The following is a 13,894-nucleotide window of genomic DNA, read 5'->3' as shown; positions in this document are numbered from 1 at the left end:
ATACTCCTTAGAATTCCAACTTAACCGGTTTTTGAGATTTTAAATCGTGATCTTCGCCTGCAAATACTCTACAATGTGTGAGCATTTTATCGCCCAATTTAGACTTCGGCAGCATTCCTTTGACAGCAGATAAAATTACTTTCTCAGGACTTTTTTCTATCATTACATTAAACGGAGTAGCTTTCAATCCGCCCGGGTAAAGAGAATGTTGGTAATACATTTTTTGTTCTTCTTTGTTTCCGGTGACTTGAATTTTAGAAGCATTGATTACTATAATATTATCTCCACAATCTTGGTTTGGAGTAAAGGTGGGCTTGTGCTTTCCTCTGATTCTGGAAGCTACGAAAGAAGTCAATCGACCAAGAGTTTTCCCTGATGCGTCAACTACGAACCAATTTTTCTGTACTTCTTCTTTTTTTAAAGAAGGAGTTCTATGTTGTTTTGAAAGAAGTGGCATGATTACAAATTTTCCTTATAAAAATCCAATATTTCTCCTATACTTCTTTAGTCAAGAAAAATTAAGGAATAATTGTATTTTTTCAATATTTCAGAAAGATTTTTTTCATAAACGACGCACTTTTAAAAAGTCTTTCTTTGAAATCAAAATACGTAAAAATTTCGAGTACTATTACTATTTGCTACTGATACAAAACCTAATTTAACCGTTTTTGTAGAGAAATGTCCATGATTTTTAACTTTTCTTCAGGAAATTTTATAATTTTTTCATTTTAGATTTATTTTTGTCCTATTGACAAGATAGAATAGTTTTTACAAATTTGAAAATTTGCAGAAGGAGAAAACAATATGAAAAACTATATCTCACCTATTTCTTTGGACTTAGGAGCTTTAAACACAGGTGCAGTATTCACTCACTTTATAGAAGGCGAAGAGCCTGATTCTCACAATGGAGTTACTTTTGTGCTGGCTCCAAACGATTTTCAGGTATCGCAAAGTAACAGACTTGTAAATCGTCATCGGATGAGAGGAGAGCAAAGAAGAAAATTAGCAAAAAGACTTTTTTTTCTGATTTTAGAAGAAGAATATGGGTTAACTCAAAAAGAAAATAAGTTATGGGAATTCATCCGTGGATTATTGAACAGAAGAGGATTCACCTATATACAAGAGGAAGGAGAAAATGATACAGTCGAAACCATTGAAATCCCGATTGAATTTGCAAAATTTATTTTTCCAGAACAGTTTAAGAAAATCAAGTCAAATCAAAACGATACTATCGTGCAATACATTCATGATAAGGCAAATGGTGAAGAAAAAGATGCGATTTCCTTTTGGAAGACATTAAGAGATGAAAAAGTAGAATCAAGACTAAAAGAATTTCAAGAAGATTTTTCTGAATCCTACACTACAAATGAGTGCAAAAAATTTCTTTCTCGAATTCGAGAAATTTCAGACCGCTTAATTAAAGAATTTGAATTAGGGAATAAGCACAGAAAAAAGTATTTTGAAGAGATCTATTTAGATCTAAAAGAGTTTCAATTAGACGAAGATGATCCTGATTTTTCTCCAAAGAAAAAACCCATAGAGGAATTACTATCTTCGGCAAAGAAAAAAATTTCCTTAGAGGAATTTTACAAACTAATCGGACATATATCTAACCTACAATTAAGGGTTCTTAGAAAATATTTTAATGATAAAAAAATGTCAGAAAAAGATTACTGGGATAAAGACAGATTAAAAAAATATTTTATATTATGGTTAAAAAGCTGGCATATCAAAAAAGACTCAACTGAAAAAGAAAATCAGTATAGACTTATTTATCAAGCTGAAAAAGAAAACAAAGATATTTTTCTTCTCTTTTTTGAAAATAGTCCAGAAACTACAATTCCACCTTACGAAGACCAAAATAACCGCAGACCTCCAAAGTGTCAAAATTTGCTCCTTTCAGAAAAAATATTAAACCAAAATTATTCTGGTTGGAAAGAAGTTACAAACATAATTTTAAGAGAAAAGAAAGATGATTATGGGTTAATCAATATTCCGGAACTGATAGAAAGATATAAGTCTGGAAATTCTAATCTATCTATTTGTACAGAATCGATTTCACTGCAAAGAATTTTAGAAAAATCGATCAGTCTTGATAATTTCAAAATTCGACAAAATGTGAGAATGAAGTCTTTAACCAATGAAGAGTTAAACAATAAGTATTCAAAAAATGAGTTAAAATTAGCCGAAGATGGTTTGAATAGATTAAAATCAATCCTTTCTGAATCCCAAATTGAACTTCTGTTTAACATAGCAAATAGTTTCTATAGAGAAATTCAAGAAGCAAGGGCCGGCTATTGGAATGAAAATTCATCCATGCTGCAAAAATGTGAATCAAAACCAAGACACAAATCTAAATCTAAAAAAGAATTAGTCTCACAAATACTAGGAATAAAACTCAATGAAGAGGAAATGCAAAAATTCATTGAGAAAGTATGGATGACAAGCGTAAAAGGAAAGTCAACCGTAAAATCCTTGTGCAAAGGAATTGAGGATTACAGGAAAAAATACGGAAATCTTTTTAGTGAATACTATTCTGGATTCGAGAAAAGACTCTACGCAATTTCTAAATCCAATAATGTAGAGCTTAACGAATCTTTTAAAATTCTTAAATCTGACATAGAAGAAAAAATACGTTCAGAAAAAAGTGAGAGATATATAGAAAACCTACATAGAAACTTAGATGATTATAAAGAGTTTGTTTCTATCCACGAAAAGGTAACTCTCATTTCCGAAATAATAGGAAAACATTTTTCTTTTAATCAGACACAAGTTTCAAGGTTTGAAAATCCATTTTCTCTTGCACAGCTTTCTAATATTATAGACGGAGAACAGCACGGGTTTTCCAATATTTGCTTTGCCTGCCAAAAAGAAAATTCATGGAGAGGAGAAATCATCATGGATTCGGCAAATGCAACACAACTAACGTCCGACACGGGGAGACCCTTTGACGGACAACTCGACCGAATCTTAAAAAGACTGTCCATCGAAATTACAAAAGAAAAATTCAGTCAATTAGAAAGTCACTTTCAAAATGGAGACAATTTGGAAATACCAATTTTAATGGAAAATAACCAATTTTCATTTACTGAAGAATTAAATAATTTAAAAGGAGCTTCTAAAAAGGCAAAAGAAAAAGTTAAAAGAGGAATAGAAAAATTTCATGATAGACTAATTTCAAAAGAAGAAAGGATTAAAAAGGATTCTGGCGGCTTGTGCCCTTATACAGGTGAGAAGATCGGAAAAAATGGAGAAATCGACCATATCTACCCTCGCTCAAAAACAATCGGGACTGTATTCAATTCAGAGTTAAATCTAATCTATACAAGTCAGATGGGAAATCAAAAAAAAGGAAACAAATTATACTCCTTAAAAAATATACATGAAAACTTCTTGAATAAACATTTTAAGACAAGTGAAGTTCCCAAGGTAAAAGAAAAAATTAAAAATTGTATAGATAAAGTAGTAGAGAAAAATAAAATAATTTCTCAAAAATTTATCATTCCTGACAGGTTAGAAAACTTTGAGAGACTTTGTTTTAAGTTGGCGATGTTTGACGATGATCTAAGAAATAGAGTGAGTGGAAATCTACAAACCCATTCCAGAGCTTTGGTAAATGGAACACAGGTTTGGTTGTTTAAACTATTAAAAAGGGAATTACAAAAACAAATTCAAAAAAAGTATCCAAAATCAGAAGTTAAGATTTTACCTTATTATTTTGGAACTAGGGAAGACGACTTTGCATTAAGTGGTTATCGAAAAAAACTTTCAACATTGAATCCAAACTATGAAAAACAGGAAAATCAACCTGAGCCAAGCCATATAGTGGACGCTACAATGGTATTTGCTCATGCTCTAACCCTAAGCTCACTTGGAAGACTATCTCTAAAAAGTCCATTGATTAAAGATAATACTATCGAAGACGGGAAATGGTTAGAGAGTCTTTTACCGGAAGAAATAAAAATCAAAAATATTAAAAGAAAATTAAAGTACAGAAAAGAAAACCCAGAAAGTTCCTCCTTATTTAAAGCAGGGATGTTTTCAGAAAGATTTTTAAGTATATTAGTAAATGAAAAAGGAATTCGGTTTGGATTTACAGGCAAAAAGTCCGGTAAATTTATAGATAAAAAATTTAACCAAATAGTGTTTGAAAAGTTAAAACCTTTCCTGCTGTATAAATCCAACCCTGTAACAGAAAATCTTGAACACTACTTAAAACTAGAAAAAAATCCAAAGTATTCTATTTTAAAAATACACCGAGATAAAGCAAAAGAGTATCTTCAAAGATGTCCTAAAGAAGATGAAATAGGAAATTATTTAGAATCTTTGAGGTATATGACCCAAAATAAAAACATATTTGACGACAAAGGAAATTTTACTCCCCCGGAAGTAAATTCAAAAGAAAAATTTATTGTAAAAATCGGTAAAGAAAAAATTTCGGAATTTGAAATTCAGATGCCTTACTTAGACGAATGGAAGAAACTTAGCCTACTTCTTAAAACAGAGAAAGACCCGGAAAAGAAAATTGAAATTGCCAAAAAGTATTTTCATGAGGAAAAAATAAAAAATCCAAATAGACATGGTAAAACATCCAGAAAGCTTTCTCTGCCTATTAAAAAAGAGCCTTCGGGAGGGTTTAGAATTCGTCGTAAAGACCCATTCAATAATTTTGTCTATCAAATACATGAAGGAGAAACACAAAATTTAGGATTCTCGAAAGAGTCAGAAAATATTAATTTTAAAAATAGTGTGCTTCATCCCATTTACAATTCTAAAAATGTAACTCCGTACAAATTAGAAGAAAAAGGAAGTTACCAAGAAATTGTATATTTTGACGAATGGAGAAAATTACAAATTTCAGATGACCAACAAAAAGCAGGTATTGTATCGATTGATATGGCACCCGGTACTAAGTCCAGATGTTATTTGCAAGTAATCATTCAAAGAAAAAACTTTGATGAGATAGTCTTTGCCTCTAATTCTTCAAAACTTGAATTTTACAAACTAAAAACTTCCGGTAAAAAGGACTCTGATGATTTTCAAAATTTAAGTGATTTTTTAAAAAAGGAAATTGCTGACCAAAGAGATTTTATTAAAATTTTGCATATAAATCAAACCGAAGTGAAATTAGAATACACGGTAAATGGTTTCCCTTCTTCCTTAAAAAATTTGTATGACAAAGGAGAAAAAATTAATTTATGAGACACCTCACTGTTCTTACTAATGGTTGCTTTATTGGCTTGGAGAGTAAAAGGTTAATCATAAAAGAAAAAAACACAATAATTGGTGATTACCCGATTTCAAAACTTAAATCAGTACAAGTTGCCGGATCGGGAACATCGTTTTCTTCTAACTTATTACAGGAACTATCACTGAGGGGAGTTTCATTTTTTATTTTAGATTTTCGGTCAATTCCTATATTATCACTTTCAGGAATAAGACAACACGCTGTAGTTGAACTAAGAAAAAAACAATTTCAATTTGCTGAGACTGAGAGAGTTGCAGAGCTTTGCTTAAAAATTGTTCAAGGAAAATTGCATAGTCAAAGAGCAGTTTTGTTGTACTTTTTAAAATCTAAAAATTTAGAAATGGAAAAAAAAGAATCTTTGAATAAATCAATCCAAGGAATAGAAAAATCTATAACTGAGTTAAAAAATACAGAATGGCTAAAATTTTCTAATTGGAAAGAGAAACTTATGGGTTTTGAAGGAAGCGCTGCCCATTTTTATTTTCAATCTTTAAGAATATCCGAGTTATTGCCAGAAAGTTTTCAATCAAGAACGGGGAGAGGGGCATTGGATGTTACGAATCAATCTTTAAATTTTGGATATTCGATTTTAATGTCGTATATCTGGAATGCAGTAATTAAGTCTGGTTTAGAGCCTTATTTGGGGTTTTACCATGTAGAAAGACCCGGGAGACCTTCCCTCATTTTAGATATTATGGAAGAATACAGAGCATGGGTCGTCGATAGAAGTGTAATTAAGTTAAGGCATATTTTTAACAAAGAGAAAATACTAACAGTAGAAATTAAAAAAAGATTAATAGAAGAAATCCATGAAACTTTTTCAAAGAAATATCAGTTTTCTGGAAAAAAATTAAAATTAGAAACAATACTTCAAAGACAAGTGTATAGGCTTTGTAGTTTTATTTACGGCAAGAAAAAATATAAATCTATTCGCTTCAAATGGTGACTTATGTATATTGAAATAATCGTTTGTTATGACATAAGCTCAAATAAAAGTAGAAGGAAGTTAGTGAAAGAGTTGAAAGATATGGGACTTTCTAATATTCAAGAATCGGTATTTTGGGGAAGAGTCTTGAATGCAGAGATAAGCTCGATTAAAAGAATTTTCACAGAAATATTAGATAAAGAATTCGATAGAGCTTTTTTGGTTAAGACAAATTTTTCTAAACAGGCAATCGAATATAGTTTTGGATATAAAGACGTAAAAAATTTTCAAGAAAGAGACTATGAGATAGTATAATGTTTGAAGACAATATTACTATATCAGAAATTAGGCAATATTTTTTTTGTCCAAGAATTCCTTGGTACAGTGCAAATCAAATTCAGCCTATAAGAGAAAATATCTGGATGGAGCAAGGAGAAGCCTATCATAATAAAAGAGAATCTCTTCTGAAAAAAAAATTATTAAAAAAATTTTCGAGCGATTATCAAATTCAATATAAAGTAAAAGTTCACTCCAATGATCTTCAGATTTATGGAATTGCAGATGCAATTATTTTTTCAGGAAACTGTGTCTTCCCTGTTGAGTTTAAAATGAATTTTAAATCTATTTCAAAAGGAATATTTTTTCAGCTAATTGGATATGGGGTTTCTGCGAAAGAAATGTATTCTTTAGAAATGAACTCAGGGTTTATTATTTCCGGTAAAAATGCCAAAATGATTGAAATAAAATTCAACGATAACGATATAGCTGTTTTTAAAGATACAATTCTTACAATAAGAGACATTAAAAATTCAGGTCTTTTGCCAGATAGCTCTGCAAGCGCAGAAAAATGTTTACAGTGTGAATATATTAATTTTTGTAATGACAGAAATTATTAACTCTCCATGCTTAACGCAGAGGGAGAGCCAACTTTGATTTGGTTGTTTTCAGTGCTAGGTCGTAATTTTACTTTTAAAAAATCTTCGAAAAATAGCAAGTATTTTTTCAATTTTTCAAAATTCGAAGTTTTAGAAAATTTGTCCTCTCTGAAACCCTTAAAAAATAAGGGTTTCAGAGAGGACTATATTCCAATCACTTCCACGACCTGCAACTGAAATGTATTTGTTTTGGAATAGATTTTAATTTCGATGGGACTATATTCCAATCACTTCCACGACCTGCAACTGAAATATGTATTTCCAATTTTTTCTCACCCTTTTACAGTCTATATTCCAATCACTTCCACGACCTGCAACTGAAATGTTGCGCCTGCATCCACCGCAGAGGCTTTGACTAGCTATATTCCAATCACTTCCACGACCTGCAACTGAAATGTTTAGAATCAATTTTCCGATTCCTTCTTTTACCTATATTCCAATCACTTCCACGACCTGCAACTGAAATCCGTTTGCAAAAACCCATAAATCTTCAATTATCACTATATTCCAATCACTTCCACGACCTGCAACTGAAATTAAATGATCTCGTGAATTCCGCACCGGGGACATTGCTATATTCCAATCACTTCCACGACCTGCAACTGAAATCGTTTGTATTCCGGTCGAATGAAAAAACCACCAGAATCTATATTCCAATCACTTCCACGACCTGCAACTGAAATTTAGTCCATTGCTCATGCCTGAGATAAGTATAAAATCTATATTCCAATCACTTCCACGACCTGCAACTGAAATACACATAAACTTTGGCTCGATAATGGGAAACTATTACACTATATTCCAATCACTTCCACGACCTGCAACTGAAATAGCAATACTCCTGTGATTATCAATACAGTGGAAACTATATTCCAATCACTTCCACGACCTGCAACTGAAATATAAATCTCTGAAAGATATTTTCGTTTTAATGGCCTATATTCCAATCACTTCCACGACCTGCAACTGAAATGCTTCCTACCTGAATAGATCGCTATTGTCGAATTCCTATATTCCAATCACTTCCACGACCTGCAACTGAAATACAGTTTTTCATGCGATTGGAATGCAGCAATCGGTAACTATATTCCAATCACTTCCACGACCTGCAACTGAAATGAGTTCCAATTCCTGAAAAAGCTAGATAACATAGCTATATTCCAATCACTTCCACGACCTGCAACTGAAATTGCTAAGCTGAATCCTTGACAGGGGCTTCCTCCTATTCTATATTCCAATCACTTCCACGACCTGCAACTGAAATGAAGAACTGCTTTGATTTTCCCTGCAAAATTGGCTATATTCCAATCACTTCCACGACCTGCAACTGAAATTTCACTCAGGCAGGATTCCGGATGTATGAAAAATCTATATTCCAATCACTTCCACGACCTGCAACTGAAATGATGCGTCATAAGAACCCCGATCGCTCAATAGTCCCTATATTCCAATCACTTCCACGACCTGCAACTGAAATAAACAAATCAGGGTTCAAATATCCGCAGAAATAAATCTATATTCCAATCACTTCCACGACCTGCAACTGAAATTCATCATTCTCTTTTTTAATGCTGAAACATTTGTCTATATTCCAATCACTTCCACGACCTGCAACTGAAATCTCTATACTTATCAATTGTCTTACCGGCTCCTTTCGCCCTATATTCCAATCACTTCCACGACCTGCAACTGAAATCTATGTCTCCGGCACTCGAAAATGCCAAAAATAACTATATTCCAATCACTTCCACGACCTGCAACTGAAATGAACTACTGACTGCTCCTCAAGTGAGATATTCATACTATATTCCAATCACTTCCACGACCTGCAACTGAAATATCTAAAGAATTTGAATTTCTTAAAGGTTTTCTACCCTATATTCCAATCACTTCCACGACCTGCAACTGAAATAACAATTCAGAATATGTTTTTGCATATCCTAAACTATATTCCAATCACTTCCACGACCTGCAACTGAAATAGTAAATCTTGTTTTTTTATTTAATTGTATATTTCTATATTCCAATCACTTCCACGACCTGCAACTGAAATGCGTATTTCTTATTGAGTTCTTTGAGTTTGTTATTGCTATATTCCAATCACTTCCACGACCTGCAACCGAAATGCTTGCATAAATTAGTATTTGAGGTTCGTATTCTGTGATATATGCAGATGCGATTGTTAACTTAAATGGCAATTTTTTCAATGGAAGTCATTGGCTTTATTTTTTTTATTTCTTTTAAAAATTTTTTGCTAGCCTCTTCAAGATCATACAAATTTTGTAGGTTTAACCAAAACTGAGCTTCCATGTTAAAGAATTTTGATAATTTCAAAGCTGTTTCGGCAGTAATTGAACGATTGCCTTTGACAATATGTCCAAGTCTAGTCTGTGTTAGTCCTGTTTCTAATGCAAGTTTATAAATAGAAATTCCCATTGGATCTAAAAAATCTTCCTTTAAGATTTCACCCGGATGAATATTTTTAAGAGTTTTCATGTTAGTTTCTCCAAAATTTTAATGATAATCGCAAATTTCCACATCACAAGCATTTCCCTCCGACCAGTTAAAACAAATTCTCCACTGAGAATTAATTCTGATACTAAATTGCCCATTTCGATTTCCTGTAAGTTTTTCTAATTGATTTCCAGGAGGAAGCTTTAACGTTTCGACAATAGTTGCCGCATAAATCATTCTGAGTTTTCGCCTTGCTATATTATGTAAATTAGTAGGGAGTTTGATTTTCTTGCTGAAAGAGCCTTCCCAAATAGCTTTTGTTTCCTCATCATAAAAAGATAATATCACATCATGATAGTATTATTCAATGATATTATTTATCAATACAAAAAAATTTATCATTGTCTGTTCTTAGAATATTTTTCAATGCTGTTTTTTTTCGGTCGTTTTTAATAACTGTTAATCACTGTAGTTTATTAGCTATATTCCAATCACTTCCACGACCTGCAACTGAAATTATATAAACAAACTCACTGCTGAACACATAATAAACTACTGGGATTTGTAGGAGTACAAGACAAGTTTCCTCCAAAAAGTGCCTGAGAATTCGTAGTCTGGGGAAATGCAAAAGCTCCCCAGTCTCCTCCATTATTACTGGTCCAATTTAAGCATCCGCCGCCTCCCGTCCAATCATTAGTGTTATTCAAACCCATCCTGACCGCAGTAGCATTGGTTCCAAAGGAATTTGTAAGATTGGAAGCAAAGTCATGAAGTCCGACTGAATTCGTAGTAGTGATCGGTGTTCCGTCGGGTCTGGTATAGAATTGATTGGGTCTTAAAACCCAGTCAATCTGACCATCTCCTGCATTGGCTGTCACAGATGCTATTCTTACACCTGTCAAGACAATCATTGCTTTATAAGTTCCTGTATTAGCAGGCTTGGAAACATAAGAGTTACAGATGGAATCTGCTCCAGATATACCTCCGAAGTTTCCTCCTAAGCCTAAATCGCCCGTTTGAAAGATTAACTTTCTAAAGTCGCGGTTTGACATGATAATACTGTTCATAGACAAACCATTATAATTTGGATCAGCACTTATAGTCGGTCCAATATTGATAGTAAAATTTTCTGCGACCCCATAGTTGAAATCTTCGAGCCCTGCAACTGTGACGATTTGTGGAGAATTCCAATTGATTGGTGTAAAGCTCAAAGAAGAAGTTGAAACGGATACTTGAGATATATTAGAAACTGAAACTGGCATAGTGACTGTTTCAGTTGGTTGACTCGACAGTTTAACAGTAACAGTATCTGTACCACCATTTTTGAGTGTATAACCCAATACCGGAGAGCTAACCAAAATTGAATATTGTATAGGTACGGCTGGATTCCCAAGTATTCCTTCTGGGAATAACAGATCCTCCAACTCGACTTTTCGCATTGTTTCCGGCTCTAACCTACAAGCGAAGTGAAAAAAAAATACAAACCATGATAAGATTTTAAAAAACTTCATAATATTTTTCCTCATCAAAATAAATAGGTATATTGAATCGTAAAAACATTTTCTCTTTTTTGTCCGATTGAATTTTGAAATGCGCTCGTCTTCATACCTTTTTTCACGTAGTTTGAATTCTGTAGGGATACATCGGAAGTGTTTTTTGAAAAATAGGCATCTACTAAATTGATTGCATACAATATTCCTAATACAATTGAAGCATTGAAAGCATTGTTTGAATTTTTTACAGAATCTGCGTGGTCTTTTTGCAATCCTTGGTAAATAAGGATTTTTCCTTCACCGACTGGAAGTAGAAAAAATAATTTTTCTTTTTCGGCAAATCTATTTTGTGATTCTAAAAAATCGTATTTGGATTTGTAAATTATCCCTGCTGCAAGAATTGAGCTAAAAAAGAACAGCGAGGACTTTCTTTTTTCATTTTTTGCCCACTGCCCCCAGCCTGGAAGGATAAGAGACCTCCAGAAAAAACTTTTTCGAGGAATGAAATTTTTTTCTTTTTTGTTCGCTTGCGTTTTATGGTTAAACTCCTCATTCTTTTTGGAGTTTATTTCTTGATGAGTTGAAGAGTACTCTTTTGGTACAGAGTTTGGATTTCTCTTTTTTTTTAAAGACTCTAAGGCTTTTAATTTTTGTTCGGGTGTGAATGGCGTGTATTGAATCTTTATGATATTTGCTTTGGAAATTATTTCTGTTCCTTTTCTTGTATGAATTATAACTTCCTCTGATGTTATTCCAGAAACTCTTCCGGAAATAATCGAGCCGTTCTTCAGAAGGACTTCTTCTCCGTATATTGCCGTAAAAATACTCGATGTAATAAAAGTAATAAAAAATAATTTTAATTGATTTATATAAAAATTTCTTTTATTTTCAATTACAAAGATTTTAACTTTTCTTCTGATTGCTTTAGTGCTTTTGATTGTTTTAAAGAAAATTAATTCAACCCCTTTTAAATTTGTGATTGCAAAAGGCTCTAAAAAATAGAAACCAAGTAACAAATTTCTTGGGATTTCTAAGATAGAGTTTTCAAGAATAAAATTTTCAGAATAGTTTTTCAAAGTACTCGAATCTGAAAAAATAGAACTAAATGTTCAAGCGAATAATTCAGAATACTCCCCCCTAAATTTGGGGTTTTTTATATCCTTCTAAATTATTGTGATTTAATTTCTAAAGCGTAGTTACTCCAGTCCAATCATCTCCAGGTGGAACTCGAAGTAGTGTGCTGCAACGACGAATATATATTTCGGGAATTTCATCTTCAGGACAAATTTTACCACATTCGATGAAAGAGGCAATAGCATCTTGAAACTTTCCGCACTTAAAAAGACTTAGAGCTTCGTCATACAAATTCATAGACTGAATCTTTTTTTCTAAAATTTCTTGAGAGTCGGTATTCAATACTTCAAACAAAGTAATTGGTTTCTCTCTGCCTTTCACTCGAACATTATCTATCTCTCTTGTAAATAAAGAGTTTCCTGACATTCCTCCATCTGTTAAAGAATCTCCACTTACAATTAATGGAACTTTGTAAACTTTAGTTAAAGTTTCAATTCTGGATGCAAGGTTTACACCATCTCCAATTACAGAAATTTCCATCCTGTTGTTATTTCCAAGAGAGCCGACTAAGATTCGGTCTCGATGAATCCCTATACCGGCGGTAATTCCTTCTTTTTGTTTTGTTCTACGAATTTCATTAAATTTATTCATTGCTCGAACGATGTAGATTCCGGCATGAATTGCGGCAATACTACTTTCCGTAAAAACTCCAACAACTGCGTCTCCTACATACTTATCCACAAATCCCGAGTGCTTACGAATTGCAGGCTCTAAAATATTGTAGTAATCATTTAGCAAAGCAAAAGTTTCTTCTGCAGTTGAATCTTCTGCAATGCTCGTAAAATTTCTAAGGTCTGCAAACAAAACTGTCAAATTAGCGTATTTGTAACTGCGTTCAGCAATATCGGCAATAGACTCAACTTCTAATAATTGTATATACTCATTTGGGAGCATCCTTGAAATAGGTTTCGATAATGCACAAGTAAAAGTATTTTCTTGTTCTTGATAGTATTTGCATTGAAACTTAGGTTTTAGATATGGTGTCTTCTCTTTTTTTTTCAGTGCATCAATCAAAGACTGAGCTTGATTAAAAGTAATCCCCCCATTTTCCTGAAGAGTTTTTTCAATAGCTTCAATATCTATACCAAATTGTGCTTCCAAGAGAAATGAGTCCAAGCTATCACTTTTTGCTGAAGTAACAACAGGAAGTGGGAAGGGATTGTTGGATTCTAAAGTCTTCTGATATTCTACTATTTTTTTGTCAGAATTCATAATATGCGACACAAGCCACTGACTCAAAAAATCCAAAACTTCATAAGAGATCGTAGCACTTCCATCTCGAAAACTTTTCTGCAATTCGAGTACTTGGCGAGTAAGCCCATTGTGTTGCTTCTTATGTTTTTCTAAATCAGGATAACCAATTTCTGCCATAATAAATTCTTCATCTTGAAAATGTTCGATTGTGTAGTCTATAAGCTCAGAAAATATCTCTCCTAATTTTTTCCTCTCATGTCCGTGAGCCACAAGTTCGTGAACACGATTGATCAAGCTAACCAAGCATTGATGCTGATCATCTACTTTAGTTATTCCTATTTCTAATTCGTTTGACCATTCTATAAATTCCATAAGTGCCCGTTCCTTAGCGCAAAACCAATTTTGAAGTGTTGGAAATATATTTCAAGGTGAAAAATTTGTATCCCCACCCCCTAAATTGGGGGATTTTCAGATACGTTAGTTTTAATGGAATCCTTCTAAATAATTTTGA

General features: G+C 32.9%; 10 protein-coding genes and 1 CRISPR repeat array. Of the genes, 4 read left to right on the top strand and 6 right to left on the bottom strand.

Annotated features, from left to right (window positions below; translation table 11 throughout):
- Nucleotides 1-7 precede the first annotated feature (7 nt).
- Nucleotides 8-457, bottom strand: a complete 450-nt coding sequence (gene rplM, locus HS129_02850) for a 50S ribosomal protein L13 (protein MBE7410993.1) — start codon at nt 455-457, stop codon at nt 8-10.
- Nucleotides 458-804: 347 nt separating this feature from the next.
- Between rplM and cas9 the strand changes: the two genes are divergently transcribed.
- From cas9 to cas4, 4 genes are read left to right on the top strand one after another with little or no spacing between them, the layout of a single operon-like run.
- The gene (gene cas9 / locus HS129_02845; protein ID MBE7410992.1) at nt 805-5,202 is read left to right on the top strand and encodes a type II-B CRISPR-associated RNA-guided endonuclease Cas9/Csx12; all 4,398 of its coding nucleotides are present in this window, start codon (nt 805-807) and stop codon (nt 5,200-5,202) included.
- Complete coding sequence (gene cas1, locus HS129_02840) at nt 5,199-6,194, top strand: CRISPR-associated endonuclease Cas1 (protein MBE7410991.1); 996 nt, start codon at nt 5,199-5,201, stop codon at nt 6,192-6,194. Before cas9 ends, cas1 begins: the two co-directional genes overlap by 4 nt.
- A 3-nt stretch (nt 6,195-6,197) precedes the next feature.
- Nucleotides 6,198-6,488: a CRISPR-associated endonuclease Cas2 gene (gene cas2, locus HS129_02835; GenBank protein ID MBE7410990.1), complete on the top strand. Its 291-nt coding sequence runs from the start codon at nt 6,198-6,200 to the stop codon at nt 6,486-6,488.
- Nucleotides 6,488-7,069, top strand: coding sequence for a CRISPR-associated protein Cas4 (gene cas4, locus HS129_02830; protein ID MBE7410989.1), 582 nt, complete (start codon nt 6,488-6,490; stop codon nt 7,067-7,069). The genes cas2 and cas4 overlap by 1 nt, the downstream gene beginning before the upstream one ends.
- 182 nt (nt 7,070-7,251) lie before the next feature.
- A CRISPR array of direct repeats spans nt 7,252-9,234; the repeat unit is 37 nt; unit sequence CTATATTCCAATCACTTCCACGACCTGCAACTGAAAT.
- Between the two features lie 61 nt (nt 9,235-9,295).
- Here cas4 and HS129_02825 read toward each other — a convergent pair.
- From HS129_02825 to HS129_02805, 5 genes are all read right to left on the bottom strand, one after another.
- Nucleotides 9,296-9,604, bottom strand: coding sequence for a HigA family addiction module antidote protein (locus HS129_02825; protein MBE7410988.1), 309 nt, complete (start codon nt 9,602-9,604; stop codon nt 9,296-9,298).
- An 18-nt stretch (nt 9,605-9,622) separates the two neighbouring features.
- Nucleotides 9,623-9,910, bottom strand: a complete 288-nt coding sequence (locus HS129_02820) for a type II toxin-antitoxin system RelE/ParE family toxin (GenBank protein ID MBE7410987.1) — start codon at nt 9,908-9,910, stop codon at nt 9,623-9,625.
- Between the two features lie 182 nt (nt 9,911-10,092).
- Nucleotides 10,093-11,073, bottom strand: coding sequence for a DUF1554 domain-containing protein (locus tag HS129_02815; GenBank protein ID MBE7410986.1), 981 nt, complete (start codon nt 11,071-11,073; stop codon nt 10,093-10,095).
- A gap of 14 nt (nt 11,074-11,087) precedes the next feature.
- Nucleotides 11,088-12,131: a hypothetical protein gene (locus HS129_02810; protein MBE7410985.1), complete on the bottom strand. Its 1,044-nt coding sequence runs from the start codon at nt 12,129-12,131 to the stop codon at nt 11,088-11,090.
- Nucleotides 12,132-12,240: 109 nt separating this feature from the next.
- Nucleotides 12,241-13,755: a bacteriohemerythrin gene (locus HS129_02805; protein MBE7410984.1), complete on the bottom strand. Its 1,515-nt coding sequence runs from the start codon at nt 13,753-13,755 to the stop codon at nt 12,241-12,243.
- Nucleotides 13,756-13,894: the final 139 nt, after the last annotated feature.

This window comes from Leptospiraceae bacterium (assembly GCA_015075105.1).
In the GTDB taxonomy this organism is placed as follows: Bacteria; Spirochaetota; Leptospiria; order Leptospirales; family Leptospiraceae; genus JABWCC01.
The sequence above is the reverse complement of the archived record's forward strand: the minus strand, read 5'-3'. Positions and strand labels throughout refer to the sequence as shown.